Source organism: Streptococcus agalactiae ATCC 13813, from assembly GCF_000186445.1.
Classification (GTDB): domain Bacteria; phylum Bacillota; class Bacilli; order Lactobacillales; family Streptococcaceae; genus Streptococcus; species Streptococcus agalactiae.
This window is the reverse complement of record NZ_GL636070.1, coordinates 965826-981342: the sequence shown is the minus strand read 5'-3', so window position 1 is coordinate 981342 and position 15517 is coordinate 965826. Positions and strand designations below refer to the sequence as shown.

Genomic DNA, 15517 nt, shown 5'->3' with positions numbered 1-15517 from the left:
AGCATCTGGTGCCGCTCCAATACCCACTGAATCTAAGACAACTAAGTGAATGCGATCAAATTGTGACATTATATCTTCTTTCTAAGGAGGTTACGGTTAGCTCCTAAAACCGATTATTTAAATAATTATTTTTCAAGTATGTCAAGACCGTTTTTGCCTGCTACTATAACTTTATTAACCATACCATTAAATAAACCATGTTCAACAACACCAACTGTATGGTCAAGTTCATTCGCTAACTGCTTTGGATCCTCTATTTTTTTCAAATCTAGGTCGATAATGTAGTTCCCCATATCAGTGATAAAGCGGTCACCTTCTGTTTCACGGAAAGAAGGACAATAACCTTTTGATTTAAAAACCCGAAAAAGACGCTCAGAACCATATCTAACAACCTCAACAGGCAATTTAAATGCACCTAACGTTTCAACAAGTTTGCTCTCATCGACAACCCAGATATATTCTTTAGTTGGAGTAGCTACTATTTTTTCCATGAGCAGCGCACCACCGCCACCCTTGATACCATTAAAATCAGGGTCTACTTCATCTGCTCCATCCACAGTGACATCAATGACATCAATATCATCTGCTGATTTCAACGGAATACCTAATCCTCTTGCCTGCTCAGTCGTACGGTTTGACGTTGTAACGCCTACGACTTGCAATCCCTCTTCTTTGACACGGCGTCCAATTTCTTCAACAAAAAAATATGCTGTAGAACCTGTCCCTAAACCTACAATCATACCATTTTTAACGTATTTTGCAGCGGTCACTCCAGCAAGTTTTTTTAGTTCGTCCATATTTTCCCCTTTTAAGTTAATGTTATCTAATATTTTTGATAAGTCTATTCAAAACACTATCTCAAGACACATTATACCATTTTTTAAGTGATTTTTGAAAACATTTTCTTTGTTCTTTATGCATTTTAGTTAGTAGCGATAGTCAAATTCTTTATTTTTAATAATCTATTGCTAACGCACTTATATCACCTAAAATAAGTGTTCAAACAAAAAAGATGAGTTTCTTAGCTCATCTTTTTATGCATATAAGTTTTTTAGCGTTTGAATATCAACTTCTTGAATGCCGTAATGCGAACCTTTTGACTGCATAACGGAATGTTGTTGATCATTATGTCCTAGACCTAAAGCATGTCCTAATTCATGTTCGGCCGTATTAACAATCCTAGTATGGTCATAACCAAACTGTTTATTCTTAAGGTAAAATGTGTTTAATTTAACTGTTACCTTTGAAATACGATTAGTTAAAGCATTTTTCTCGGTTTCAGCTACACCCGCAGCTTGTGTTTTAGCATCTGAGTAATCCTTAGCAATAATATCAGCATTAGGATTGTCTGTTGTTTGTAACACAAAAGCACCTGTTGCATTCCAATTGGAGATTGCTTGCTTGTAAGCAGAGACCAACTCAGAATCTCTAGTTGCTATATAGATAGTTGCCTGATTTTTATCCCATCTGGTATTTTCTGAATGATGAACATTATCCGTAGCTAGATTAGTAAAGGAATTTTTGAGCTGATTAGTGTCAGCAAAATTTAAAAATGTTTTTCCTGTCTGAATAATGTCACTAAGTTGATTAGCAAATTCTGATTGACTGTGATTCGCATAGTAATACAAGCCAAATAAAATAATCGCAATAACAAGAACTGTCTTGAATATTCCCCAAATGATATTCCAAATCAATCTAAAGATAAACTTTGGAATAGCAAATATCATTCTAAATAGTGTTCTCATTTTTTATCTCACCTTCTGTGTCTAATTTCCCAAAACTTAATGATTTAGTATAACAAGACTTTACTTGGATTTCAACGATTTAGCTAATACTACGAAAGGCGCTCTTCTTTGACATAATCAATAGGGAGCCATTCTAATACTTTTTCTAATTGCTGATTCCAGTAATACCATTCATGTTTACCATGATCATTGAAATAGTCAATAGTTAAACCTAATTGACGAAGTTCATCAATTGCGACTTCATTAGCTTCAAAAAGAAAATCTTCATAACCACACCATGCATAAAATTTAGTCTTCATATCAAAAGACTCAACGTAACGCCTTAGTGAATGACGCTCTATGTTATCAGTGTTATTCAAATCGCCAAAAATTCCCGACCAATAGTTAATGTTATCGTTGCCATTATTGAATAATAAATCAAAGTCAAAAGAAAGTGCACCTGACAAAGAGGCAGCATGAGAAAAACGATTAGTCAGTAGAGCTATTTTATATGCTCCATATCCCCCCATAGATAATCCGGCAATGAAATTTTTCTCTCTCTTATCAGACATATTAGGAAAGAAACGTTTCAAAACTTTTGGTAACTCGATAGCTATTGCATCAAAATAATCCAACCCATACTTTGTGTTGGTATACCATGCTAAGTCTGTTGATGGCATCACGACGATAAGATTAGTATGACGTAAAAGACGCTCTATATTTGTGCGTTTTTGCCAAGAATTCTCATTTCCCCCCATTCCATGGAGAAGATACAAAACAGGAATGTCACAATCATCAATTTTATCATCAGACATCTCAAAAGCATCTGGGTAAATAACATTGACTTGACGTTCCGTTCCTAGTACCTTAGAGTGATATTCAATATTAAAAAATGCCATAAAAACCTCCATTCTAGCAAGAAAGGCTACCAAAATTTGGTAACCTCTTAACACTATCAACGAACTTCCATAACCACAGGAAGGATTGCTGGGCGACGTTTCGTTTGGTCAAATAAGAACTTGCTGACCTCATCACGCACTTTCCCTTTAAGTTCACCCCAGTCAAATGTATCTTTACTTAAGTAATCTTCTACCGTTGTATTAACTAATTCTGCGCTCTCACGCAAAATATCTCTGCTTTTTTTCACATACACAAAACCACGCGTATTAACACGAGCTTTAGAAATAATTTTCTTTTCTTTTTTGCTGACAGTTATAACAACAATAAAAATTCCATCTTCAGATAATACCTTGCGGTCACGAAGTACAATATTACCAACGTCACCAATAGCATTTCCATCAATCATAACATCTCCAGCAGGAACAGATCCACTATGGAAGAAGCCATCTTTTTCAAGAACCATGATGTCACCACGCTTCACAATATAAATATCATCTGCTGACATTCCTACCTCTTGAGCTAAGCCCGCATGTGCTGACAAATCCCTATACTCTCCTTGAATTGGGAAAAGGTATTTAGGTTTCAATAGATTCATTAATAATTGTAATTCGCGACCATTTGCATGACCTGATACGCGCAAATTCTGTGTTATCAATTTAACTGAGCCACCAGCTTTATAAATCAGATTTTCAACACGCGCTACAACTGCCTCTTTTGCAATACTTGGTGTTGTTACGATAAATACTAAATCACCATCTTTAATTTGAATATAACGATGACGTCCGATCGCCATTTTTTGGAGACCATTTATCGGCTCTCCCATACGTCCAGTTTCAAGGATTAATAATTCGTTATCTTCATAACGTGTCATATCTTTAGGTTTGATAATCATATTTTCATCAGCAATATGAATGCGTTTCATACGAATGGCCGTACGAACAATATTTTCAATATCAAAACCTGTTAAAACTACTCGACGACCGTTTTCTGCCGCTGCATCAAAGACCTGCTGAATACGAATGAGGTTACTTGCAACTGCTGCTACGATGACTCTACCTTCTGCGTCTTCAATAACGCTCTTAATTTCATCACCGACCTCATATTCGCTAGCAACTTGCTCATTGCTTGTAGCATTTGCAGAATCTGATAAAAGTGCTAAAACACCATCACGACCAATTTCAGCTAAACGCGCTAGATCTGTTTGGTAATATTTCCTTGCAGCTTGATCAAATTTAAAGTCACCTGTGTAAACGATATTTCCCTCTTTTGTCCCAATAACAATTCCCATTGACTCTGGAATTGAATGAGTCGTTTTAAAGAACGAAATCACCGCATCTTGAAATTCAATTTCCGTTTCACTATCAATCACATGGAAATTATTGAATTTCTTGACTGCTGTACTATTTTTAACGAATAACTTAGCTAATTCAATTGTGAGAGGTGAGCCAAACACAGGTGCTTTGACTTCGGCGATAATATAAGGCAATGCACCAATAGCATCCGCATGTCCATGGGTTAAGAAAATCCCCTGAACACGTTTTTTATTTTCAATTAAGTAATCAAGATTTGGAATAACAACATCAACACCCAGTTGTTCATTTTCAGGATATTTGAGTCCAGCATCCAAAACAAAGATAGAATCATTGACTTCTACTACATATAGGTTTTTTCCGTTTTCACGAACACCTCCAAGAGCCATGATTTTTATGTCGCTCATAATGAGTTTTCTCCTTAAATTTTGTTAATTCTTTTTTATAAAGCAGACAAGAAATTGTCCAATTATTATCATTAGTAATTGATTTATCGGTAACTTTTCTTGGGTTTGAAGAAAAACCTTATTAATCAATAATAGGAATATGAATTAAAGAGTGTGTCCTTATTTTCATTCCATTTGTACTTACGGTCCTTGTCTCTACAAGTCGATTTACAGCATTATTAGTATATCATATTTTGAAAATAATTTCTTGCAAAGTGTATAGAAAAAGAAGTGAAACACTTCCATTTCACTTCTTTTTAATCAAATAATTGATAATAGTCAGCTATAGCCATCTTGTTTTTTTGTGCCTGATTTAAATCTCTGACAATCTTGCCATCTTTCATTACTAATACACGATTTCCATATTTGAGAGCATCTTCCATATGATGTGTAATCATTAAGGCAGTCAACGAATCTTGTTTGATAAACTCATCAGTCAAGCCCATAAGCGAAACACTTGTTCTAGGATCAAGCGCTGCTGTGTGTTCGTCCAATAATAACAGATTTGGTTTTTTCAAAGTTGCCATTAATAAACTAAGCGCTTGTCTTTGTCCACCTGATAATAAACCTGTAGGTGTCTCTAAATGGCGATCAAGTCCATTACCAGTTCTAGCAATCAATTTTTGAAATTCTTCGGTATAGTTAGTAATCTTTCTAGGAACTAACGGTCTCTTTTCACCTCGAAATTTAGCAACTAATAAATTTTCAGCAACTGTCATCCTAGGTGCTGTTCCCATTTTCGGATCTTGAAATACCCGTGATAAATATTTAGCTCGTTTTTCTGCTGATAAATTAGTAACATCTTGTCCCATGATGTAAATATTTCCACTGCTTAACATCAAGGTTCCTGCAATTACATTAAAAAGCGTTGATTTTCCAGCTCCATTTCCACCCAATATTGTAATGAAGTCATGTTCATAAATACTCAAATTAACATGGTCTAATATCGTTTTCATTTCTGCTAAACCATTACTGACTTGTACAGTTGCTTCTTTTAACTCTATGATTTTCATCACCATTATAAGCGTACTCCTTTCAAAATCTTCGTTTTTAGGACAGGAACCATTAAACAAATTCCAAGCACTATTGCACTAAATAATTTTAGGTAATTCGTATTAAATCCTAAGGCGATTACTACCGTTATTAAAAATTGATAAAGAATAGAACCCACCACTATAGCAATTAAACGTTCAAAGAGAGTTAAACCAGTAGAGTAAAGTACCTCTCCAATAATAATACTAGCTAACCCAATAACAATAACACCTATACCTTTTGATACATCAGCATATCCATCTTGTTGACTTACTAAAGCTCCTGATAAAGCAATTAAGCCATTTGATACAATTAAGCCAAGCATTTCCATTTTGTCGGTATCAATGCCGAAGCTCTTTGCCATATCAGGGTTGTCTCCTGTTGCAATATAAGCTTGCCCCAAGCGTGTATAGAGAAAATAAATTAAGGCAGAAATCGCCAAGAGAATAGCTATCAAACCTAATACGAGAAGATTTAAATCATTTGAAAACGGAAGAAAATCTTTCAATGTTTGAATCTCATTTAAACCTAGATTTGCTCTTTTCATAACCATTAGCATAATAGAGTGGCATGAGGTCATTACTAAAATCCCTGCTAAAATCGTCGGTATCTTTCCTTTAGTATAAAGTAAACCAGTAACAAATCCCGCTAACATCCCTGATAGCATGCCTAGAATCGTCGCCAAAATAGGATTAACCCCTTGATTCATTAAGGTAACACAAACCGCTCCCCCTAGAGGGAAGGAGCCCTCTGTTGTCATGTCTGGAAATTTTAAGATTCTAAAGGTTAAGTATATCCCTAATCCTAATATCCCCCATAATAAACCTTGTGAAACTGATGAAATAATCATAAAACCCTCTTTCTAATCGTCAACCTTAACGGTAATTTCTGCCTGTTTCATAATCTTCTTAGGAATTTTAATTCCTAAGTGTTTGGCTGCTTTCAAATTGAGGCTTGGCTTCCCTGTATCAATAACTTTGACTGGTACATCTTTAACCGGCTTCCCTCTTAGGACTTTAATGGCCTGTTTTGCAGTTTCTAACCCTAAGCCATATTGACTCTGCGCTACTGATGCTATACTTCCTTGTTCAACCATAGTATCAACACTGGAATACACAGGTATATTAGCTTGGTTTGCTGCTACGATAACTGTTCTAAAAGCACTTGCAATAGTATTATCTTGTGGAACAAAGACAGCGTCTACTTTTTTGGTCGTGACTGACATACTTGTCTTAATTTCATTTGTAGATGGTACAGAATATTTAAGAACTTCTAGTCCTGCTTTTTGAGCATATTTTGTAAACTCAGTTACTTGTGACACAGAATTATCTTCGCTACTAGCATAAAGAATTCCTATACGTTTAACATTGGGAGTTATATCCTTGATTAATTGCACAGTTTGCTTGGTCGGAACAACGTTTGATAATCCTGTAACATTAGTTGTTGGTTTCTTCATATTCGTTACTAACTTGGCCCCTAAAGGATCAGAAACAGCTCCCATGATTATAGGAGTATCCTTAGTCGAAGCTGCTAAACCTTGTGCTGATGGTGTCGCAATTCCAATCAAAATATCATTGTGATGATTAACTAATTGTTTACTCATCGCTTGAATTTTACTTTGATCAGCTTCGGCGTTTAAAACGGTTAATTTAACTTTTTTCCCTTTATATCCTTCTTGAGCTAGACCATCTTCAACTCCCTTTTCAATAGCATCCAAAGCATCATGGGTTACATACTGTAAAATACCAATTTTAACAACTTGCTTTTCTGATAAATTAAGATGTTTTTCTGATTTGTTATAAAATAATTCCCCAACCACTAATATGGTCAATAGAATTAGCGTAGCTATCAGTCCTTTATTTTTCATATTTTCTCCTCACTTTAATAATACTCTGACTTTCTGGAGTTTAGCGCAAAAGAAAAAGCGCCTGATAAATAACTTACCTTGCGCTCTCTATTGTTAGACTAGACCAGCGCATAGATACTTTTTTGAAGTACTCCAAAAAGTCGTATCTATGCACCCATAAACACAACTTTATCTACGCCAGTTTTGCCAATTGGTAAATAATGTTTTAGTCATTTACTAGTCATCCTTTCTCATGAATTTTTCTATAATTATATACTATATTCTGAAAATTGCAAGCCTTTTGCGTTATAAAAAAATATTTTTAGCTCAGCCTATGGTATAATAAATAAGCTATAATTTTTAGAATAAGGGGGACGCCATGTCTTTTGATGGATTTTTTTTACATCACCTCACAAATGAATTACAAGAACAGATTAAAAAAGGACGTATCCAAAAAGTTAACCAACCTTTTGACCATGAATTGGTATTAACAATACGCAACAATCGTCGCAACTATAAACTACTCCTATCTGCTCATCCTGTATTTGGACGTATCCAAACTACCGAAGCAAATTTCCAAAATCCTCAAAATCCAAATACTTTTACAATGATCATGAGAAAGTATTTGCAAGGTGCAGTGATTGAAACCATTCAACAAATTGAAAATGACCGTATATTAGAAATCGTCGTGTCTAATAAAAACGAAATCGGTGATCACATTAAAGCAACACTTGTTGTTGAAATCATGGGAAAACACAGTAACATTATCTTGATTGATAAAAATGAACATAAAATTATTGAATCAATTAAGCATGTTGGTTTCTCACAAAACTCCTATCGTACTATCCTTCCTGGTTCGACTTACATTGCCCCACCCAAAACAAAAGCAATCAATCCTTTTGATGTTTCTGATCAAACCCTATTTGAGCTGCTTCAAACCAATGATCTAAGCCCTAAAAACCTCCAACAGCTCTTCCAAGGTTTAGGACGCGATACTGCGCTAGAATTATCTCACTGTTTGAAAGACAATAAACTTAACGATTTTCGTCAATTCTTTTCGAGAGAATATTATCCCAGCCTAACAGAAAAATCCTTTTCCGCTGTCCAATTCTCAAGCAGTCACGAAACATTTCAGTCTCTTGGACAATTGTTAGATTATTACTACCAAGAGAAGGCTGAAAAAGATCGCATAGCACAGCAAGCTAGTGACCTCATCCACCGTGTTCAAAGTGAGTTAGAGAAAAATATCAAAAAACTAGCTAAGCAACAAGACGAACTTCTAGCTACTGAAAATGCAGAGGAGTTTCGCCAAAAAGGAGAGCTTCTAACTACCTATCTCTCTATGGTACCAAATAATCAAGATGTCGTTGTGCTTGATAATTATTACACCAACCAAACCATTGAGATTTCACTTGATCGAGCTTTAACACCCAACCAAAATGCCCAACGCTACTTTAAAAAATATCAAAAATTAAAAGAAGCTGTAAAACATTTAAAAGGAATTATTTCAGATACGGAAAATACAATCACCTACCTTGAATCTGTTGAAACATCGCTAAATCATGCTTCTATGGAAGATATCAATGATATTCGTGAAGAACTTGTTGAAACTGGATTTATTAAGCGACGCGCACATGATAAACAACATAAGCGCAAAAAACCTGAACAATATTTAGCATCCGATGGCAAGACTATTATTATGGTGGGACGTAATAATCTCCAAAATGACGAGTTAACATTTAAAATGGCTCGTAAAGGGGAGTTGTGGTTTCATGCCAAGGATATCCCCGGAAGTCATGTGTTAATTCGGGATAACCTCAATCCAAGTGACGAGGTTAAGACAGATGCCGCCGAGTTAGCTGCTTATTACTCTAAAGCTCGTCTCTCCAATCTTGTTCAAGTAGACATGATTGAAGCAAAAAAACTCAATAAACCAAGTGGTACTAAGCCAGGTTTTGTAACTTACACTGGTCAAAAAACCTTACGAGTCACTCCCACACAAGAAAAAATAGATAGCCTTAAACTAAAAAAATAGACTGGGACATATCCCTGTCTATTTTTAGTGTTATTAATTATTTATAGGTATTCTTATTCACTTAAATCAATATCTTCTCTAAGCTTTTGTAGGTCAAAGTTAGCTTTCAAAAATTCTTGATCTTGAGTTGGGAAACATTGGTCAAGTTGGTCAACCTTCCCAATTTCAACTTTTCCTTGTGTGAGCGAGTAATCCATAACATGCCCACCGAAAGTTAAATCGTCTGAAATAAAGTGGACATGGAACCCTTTTACCCCCACACCATGAAATAACTCCGGCGTCCAAATCCCAACCAACGTACCAGATACATTCTCTCTGGTAAATTCTGGCTGATTAGATGCAATATCTGCAAAACGTTTATGTTGTGGAGATTTTGGAATCATACGAACGTGCATTCTTGAAAACGTTCCTTTGATTTTTAAAGACTTAAAGAGATTTTGACCTTCAAAGTTTTTTAGAATCATCTCTTCCAAATCCTTATTATCTATCTCAGCATTGATATCAAATTGTTTTTGGATATGGTGTGGTAAAACCGCTGCATAGGGTACTGTCACATCATCTGATAATTGGATAATCTCTGCTTTACCATCTGTACCAATAGCTTGATAAGCTTTCCCATCCAATACAATCAATTCACCATCAATCATATGAACAGTACCGATTCCTAAGTCACCGTGAGTTAATAATTCTCCGATAGTTAGACTGCCTTTATACAATCCTGCCATCAGTGAACTCAAGGTACTGTATTGAAATAATTTAACTGTTTCTGACATATTAGACCTCGTCTTAGTAGAACTCGTCAGGTAAGATTGTTTCACCTAGTGTCACGTTATCTTTATAGTCAATAGGCACATCAATCAACACTGGTCCATTTTCAGCATCAATTAGAGCTTGTTTGAGTGTTTCTTCAAAACTGTCTTTGCTGTCTACACGGTAACCTTTAGCACCGAAACTTTCAGCGTATTTTACAAAATCAACTGGTCCAAAGTCAACACCTGAAGAACGCCCATACTTCATTTCTTCTTGGAATTCAACCATGTTATATTTTCCATCGTTCCAAATAATGTGAACAATTGGTAGATGAAGACGAACTGCAGTTTCTAACTCTTGAGCTGAGAATAAGAAGCCACCATCACCAGAAACTGAAATAACTTTTGTGTTGGGACGCAAAAGAGCCGCAGAAATTGCCCAAGGTAGAGCAACTCCTAATGTTTGCATTCCGTTTGAGAAGAGCAAGTGACGCGCTTCATATGATTTAAAGTAGCGAGCCATCCAAATATAATGGCTTCCCACATCAACTGTAACAGTCATGTCATCGGTGGTATTTTCTTGGAGTACATCAATGAGATCAAGAGGATGGACAAGTCCATGAGCTGAGTCACGATCAAATTTAACATCGCTAACGTTTTCAATGTTATTACGAAGACCTTTCAAATACTCTTTTGAACCTTCAGGCAATTCATATCCTTTAATAGCTGGTAAAAGTAAATCAAGTGTATGTGCCATGTCTCCAATCAGTTCTCGCTCGGGTTGGAAATACGTATCAATTTCTGCTTGTTCAACATCAATAACAATAATACGAGCAGAAATTTCAGCATTCCAGTTACGCGCCTCATATTCAATAGGGTCATACCCGATAGCAATAACTAGGTCTGCACGCTTCAAAAGCATATCTCCAGGTTGATTACGGAAGAGGCCTACACGACCAAAGAATGTTTCATCCTCGAGCTCACGTGACACAATACCCGCACCTTGGAAAGTTTCTACTACTGGTAGTTTAACAGCATCAAGAAGTCGACGTACGGCAGCAGTTACTCCCTCTGAAGATGCGCCATTTCCTAATAACAGTACCGGTAAAACAGCATTGTTAATAGCTTGCGCTAAATAATTAATATCTAAAACAGATGCCGAACCCAATTTAGGTGCACTAAGAGGTTTGATTGCTTTTACTGAGACTGGACTGTCTGTAACGTCTTGAGGAATAGAGATAAAACTTGCTCCTGGTTTACCAGATTTAGCAAGACGATAGGCGTTTGCAACAGTTTCTGACAAAGTATTAGGGTCATGAACCTCAGCAGAATATTTTGTAATAGGTTCCAGCATAGCAACGTTATTCATTGATTGATGAGCACGTTTCAATAAATCTCCTCGCTTAACCTGTCCACCAATTGCAAGAACAGCATCACCTTCATCTGTCGCAGTAACTAACCCTGTTGCCAAGTTCGAGATCCCAGGTCCACTAGTTGCAATAACAACTCCTGGTTCTCCCGTAATACGCCCGACAGCCTGAGCCATAAAAGTCGCGTTCTGCTCATGACGAGCAACAATTAACTCTGGACCTTTATCTTCTAGAGTGTCAAATACGCGGTCAATCTTAGCTCCTGGGATACCAAAAACATATTTGACATCATGATTAATTAGGCTATCGACAATTAAGTCAGCCCCATATTGATTATGTGATTCTGTCATTTTATCTCCCTCTTTTCACAAGAATAGTTCAATTATATCACAGTTTTTACATCAGATTGTGAAAAATTACTTGTGAATTTTTTATTTTTTTCTGTAAGTGTTTTCCTATTTAAATGTTATTCACCCATTCTGACATCTCTATATCGTCTGGAACTAATTTTAAATAAGCCTTTCCTACTTCTTGTGCCTTATCAAGGTAACCAAATTCTCTCAAAATGTAAGCATAATCTTGTAAAAATTCTGGATTATCTTTTAAATCATTATACAAAGGTTGATAATAGTCTACACTATCATCCATTTCTAAAGCCTTGTGTGCTTTAGCGATATTCCATTTTGCAAGGATATTTTCTAAATCATCATTGTCTAATTCCAAGACTTCCTCAAACCGCTCTTCTTCAAGATACAAATTTGACAATCTCATAACAATTTCATCTTGGTTTTCAGAAACTTTTTCAGCTTGTTTCAAATAAGACTCCGACGAAGGAACATCATGTAATTCATACGATAATTGTGAAGCTAGTAAGAGAAGTTGACCATCAAAACTATTTTTACGAAGACCTTGCTGAACTAGACGTAAAGCTTCTTCAGATTTATGCTCCTCACGAAGAGATAAACCATAGATATATTCATAGCCATCAAAGTCTGGATTAATAGTATCCAACTGTTTAAAATAAAGGTTAGCTTTTTGATATTCTTCTTGATCATAAAGGATTGTTGCTAACTCAAAAACTGTTAAATCATCATACTCAATGTCAACGGCTTTTTCTAAAAATTCGATAGCTGCATCAAATTTCCCCATAATAGCATAGGATTTACCAATACGCTGATAAGTTGAAACTCCAGTCGTTTCTAAGATTTCTCGATTGTCAAGTGAGGCGTACCCTTCTATCGCTTCTTGATAATGTTCCAAACTAAGGTTCATTTCAGCTAAACCAAACGTAACCAATGAGTCATCGCTAAGTTTGCTGGCTAGCAAAAGCTTTTCACGCGCAACATCAGTCAAGCCTTCCATATCATATAAGTCAGCCATAACAAGGAGGGCTGAAACGTACTCTTGACTATCTTCTGAGATATAATCTAAGTATAAGAATGCTTGTTCAATATCTCCATCTTCGGCAACAATTTGAGCTAAATTGATAGCAACTTCTGGATAATTTGGTCGGATTTGATCATAGAGACGTTTTGCTTGGGGTAAAAAACCAATACTCTCCAAATAAGCTCCTAGTTCCAATAAGACTTCCTCAGGATCATTTTTCAACGCTTTTTCGAAATACTTGTTAGCATGTTCTAAATCCTGATTTTGGATAGAAACAATCATTTTTTCACTATTCAACATTTTTAACTTCTTCACTTCTTTCTTCAGTAACAACATCTACTGTATATAGCCCACTGACAGCTTTGTACCAATCAAACAATTCTTTAACAACAACTTTGATAGATGCATAAATCGGAATACTGAGGAATACTCCCCAAACACCAAACATCGCTCCAGAGGTTAATAAAATAAACATAATTGTAATTGGATGAATGCTAAGTTTATTACCTAAAACCAAGGGTGAGACAAAGCGTCCCTCTAGAGTTTGCTCAATAACAAAAACAATCGCAACTTTAACAACCATAACAGGTCCTGCGACAAGCGCTAAGATAAACACTGGAATTTGGGCAACAAAACTTCCCAAATAGGGAACCATATTTAACACACCGGCAATAATCCCTAATGTCACGCCATATCTAAGGCCTATAATACTATACATTATTGAAAAAATAACACCAACAGTAATAGCAACAATGATTTGTCCTTGCACATACCCTGACATTTGACTATTCATTTCTCGCAAAATACGATCAGTTGGTTGGCGTAGTTTGGTTGGTAAAACCATTAAGAAACCATTCTTCATTTTGCGGCTATCTCTTAAAAGATAAAACAAAATAAAGGGAGCCATAATTGTTGCTACTGTCACACGTGCAACTGTACTAGCTAAATTTCCTGCCCAATCTAAAACATTCTTTGAAAATTTTTCAGCATAAGAGACTGCTTGGCTACTGATATTAGATAATATGCTCGATATTTCCCCTTTATAAGATTTTAACCAAGGGTTGTGATCTATAAACGAACTTGTTTCCATTTGCACTTTATTCACATATGAAGGGAGATCTTCCATAAAATGGCGTAATTGATTACTCATCATGGGAATAAAACTAGACATTGCCCAAATTAACAGAAGGATTATAATAGTAAAAACTGCTAATATCGCTGTTACACGCTTAATTCCCCGCTTCTCTAAAAATGTAACCATAGGTTTTAATAGGTAATAAAGCAAGCCAGAAATTACAAGCGGCAATATCAGCACAGCAAGAAAATCAAACACAGGTTTAAACATAAAAGAGATTTTGGTAAAAATAAAAATCGTTAAAAATACCAAAAAGGTAATCATGAGAGCAATAACTGCTTGATTATTTAAGATCCATTTAAAAAACAAACTATTTTTAAATTCTTTTTCTGATGGTCGATTCATTCACATATCCTTTCAAGATGAATTCTAATTTTAATTCTCATTTATTATAACACGTTAAATTAAATTAAACTCAAAACAAGAGTGTAAAAAGTTAATTTTGAACGATTTTATGCACAACATGACCTGGCCATTCTATCAAATCCTGTGCTAAAAAATTAGGATTACAATCAATTTTTGTTAATTCTTTTATTGGAAGCCATACAAAATGTCGCTTATGCGTTCCTTCTTTGATAGATTCTGGCGCCTGACCCAAGAGATTAACAAAATATAAAAATTCAACTGAGTGATAATGATGTCTCTTAATATTAAACTGATTCTCAACAATATAGGCTAAATCACCAACTTGGCTGTGAAGACCTATTTCCTCAAGTACTTCTCTCGCAACAGCCTTATTGCTATCTTCTCCAACTTGAAGCGCCCCACCTGGCAAATAGTATTTATCGAGATGAGGAGCATATATTAATAACAGTTTTTGATTTTCCATGATTAAAGCAGAAACTCTGACTCCGAATGTTTCGAGCTGGTCTCTAACCCTAAAATCTCTATTTTTCATAAAAATTAACCGTCTTTTCAATTAAATTTTGGTGTTCATCATAAACAAACTTAGCAGAAAAGAAAGGAACATCTTCTAAAATCCATTTAAAAATTTCGTAATCTCCTTGCCACGTTGGCTTAGAGAGAACTTGATCATATGGTACCCATTCTAAGGTTCCTTCTCGTGATTCATCATCTGAAATTAACTCTCCTTCATAATCTGTTACTTTAAAGACATAGGTATACCAATCATGACCTGGCGTAAATTCAGGAAAAGTGATGACTCCTTTAAAATCCATTTTTTTTACTGTTAAATGGGTTTCTTCTAGAATTTCACGCTTAGCACATTCATCCGGAGTTTCACCTGCCTCCAGTTTACCGCCTACCGAGATCCACTTTCCCTCATGAACATCATTCTCTTTTTTGTTGCGGTGCAATAGAAGTAATTCCTTGCCATTGTCAATGTAACAAATTGTTGCTAATTTAGTCATTTCAAACTCCTCTCATTCTCATATTATAACAAAAAATAACCTTTATTTAGGCAATTTACTATCAAAGTAGCACACAAATGATTAAACAAATTATTTTGTTTACCAGTTATTTACTTTTCACTTTGATGACATTTTAAAGGTTCTTTATCATAAACCTTTAAAGCATGCTATAATTAGGAAAAACCGGTTTACAATTTTAAACCCTAAGGAGTAA

At 35.5% G+C, this 15517-nt stretch carries 14 protein-coding genes and 1 pseudogene; 1 reads left to right on the top strand and 14 read right to left on the bottom strand.

Annotation, left to right across the window (positions count from 1 at the left end; genetic code table 11):
• The 8 genes and pseudogenes from HMPREF9171_RS1000000114190 to trpX form a co-directional block, all read right to left on the bottom strand.
• Positions 1-69 (bottom strand): annotated as a pseudogene (locus tag HMPREF9171_RS1000000114190) (phosphopentomutase); the annotation flags it as partial.
• A 56-nt stretch (positions 70-125) separates the two neighbouring features.
• Positions 126-797, bottom strand: a complete 672-nt coding sequence (gene rpiA, locus HMPREF9171_RS108460) for a ribose-5-phosphate isomerase RpiA (protein ID WP_000343882.1) — start codon at positions 795-797, stop codon at positions 126-128.
• A gap of 237 nt (positions 798-1034) precedes the next feature.
• Entirely contained in the window at positions 1035-1745 is a 711-nt protein-coding gene (locus HMPREF9171_RS108465; protein ID WP_001259487.1) for a matrixin family metalloprotease, read from the bottom strand.
• 89 nt (positions 1746-1834) lie between these two features.
• Positions 1835-2623 (bottom strand): alpha/beta hydrolase, encoded by a 789-nt coding sequence (locus HMPREF9171_RS108470; RefSeq protein WP_000863789.1) that lies wholly within the window; start codon positions 2621-2623, stop codon positions 1835-1837.
• A 56-nt stretch (positions 2624-2679) separates the two neighbouring features.
• Positions 2680-4341: a ribonuclease J gene (locus HMPREF9171_RS108475; RefSeq protein ID WP_001280074.1), complete on the bottom strand. Its 1662-nt coding sequence runs from the start codon at positions 4339-4341 to the stop codon at positions 2680-2682.
• Between the two features lie 296 nt (positions 4342-4637).
• A complete protein-coding gene (locus HMPREF9171_RS108480) occupies positions 4638-5399 on the bottom strand; it encodes an ABC transporter ATP-binding protein (protein WP_000245087.1) in 762 nt (253 codons plus the stop codon).
• On the bottom strand, positions 5399-6262 hold the full coding sequence (locus HMPREF9171_RS108485; RefSeq protein WP_000587300.1) for an ABC transporter permease: 864 nt from the start codon (positions 6260-6262) through the stop codon (positions 5399-5401). Before HMPREF9171_RS108485 ends, HMPREF9171_RS108480 begins: the two co-directional genes overlap by 1 nt.
• 12 nt (positions 6263-6274) lie before the next feature.
• Positions 6275-7279: a tryptophan ABC transporter substrate-binding protein gene (gene trpX, locus HMPREF9171_RS108490; protein WP_000790862.1), complete on the bottom strand. Its 1005-nt coding sequence runs from the start codon at positions 7277-7279 to the stop codon at positions 6275-6277.
• A 358-nt stretch (positions 7280-7637) separates the two neighbouring features.
• On the opposite strand from trpX, the gene HMPREF9171_RS108495 reads away from it, so the two are divergent.
• Entirely contained in the window at positions 7638-9293 is a 1656-nt protein-coding gene (locus tag HMPREF9171_RS108495; protein WP_000006733.1) for an Rqc2 family fibronectin-binding protein, read from the top strand.
• Between the two features lie 53 nt (positions 9294-9346).
• Here HMPREF9171_RS108495 and budA read toward each other — a convergent pair whose 3' ends face one another.
• From budA to HMPREF9171_RS108525, 6 genes are all read right to left on the bottom strand, one after another.
• The gene (gene budA / locus HMPREF9171_RS108500) at positions 9347-10066 is read right to left on the bottom strand and encodes an acetolactate decarboxylase (protein WP_000005476.1); all 720 of its coding nucleotides are present in this window, start codon (positions 10064-10066) and stop codon (positions 9347-9349) included.
• Positions 10067-10079: 13 nt separating this feature from the next.
• Positions 10080-11762: an acetolactate synthase AlsS gene (gene alsS, locus HMPREF9171_RS108505; protein ID WP_000140344.1), complete on the bottom strand. Its 1683-nt coding sequence runs from the start codon at positions 11760-11762 to the stop codon at positions 10080-10082.
• 109 nt (positions 11763-11871) lie between these two features.
• A complete protein-coding gene (locus HMPREF9171_RS108510; protein WP_000934877.1) occupies positions 11872-13098 on the bottom strand; it encodes a tetratricopeptide repeat protein in 1227 nt (408 codons plus the stop codon).
• Positions 13088-14278 (bottom strand): AI-2E family transporter, encoded by a 1191-nt coding sequence (locus tag HMPREF9171_RS108515; protein WP_001081530.1) that lies wholly within the window; start codon positions 14276-14278, stop codon positions 13088-13090. Before HMPREF9171_RS108515 ends, HMPREF9171_RS108510 begins: the two co-directional genes overlap by 11 nt.
• Before the next feature lie 91 nt (positions 14279-14369).
• Positions 14370-14831 (bottom strand): NUDIX hydrolase, encoded by a 462-nt coding sequence (locus HMPREF9171_RS108520; RefSeq protein ID WP_000796048.1) that lies wholly within the window; start codon positions 14829-14831, stop codon positions 14370-14372.
• The gene (locus HMPREF9171_RS108525; RefSeq protein ID WP_000163512.1) at positions 14821-15303 is read right to left on the bottom strand and encodes an NUDIX hydrolase; all 483 of its coding nucleotides are present in this window, start codon (positions 15301-15303) and stop codon (positions 14821-14823) included. The genes HMPREF9171_RS108520 and HMPREF9171_RS108525 overlap by 11 nt, the downstream gene beginning before the upstream one ends.
• Positions 15304-15517: the final 214 nt, after the last annotated feature.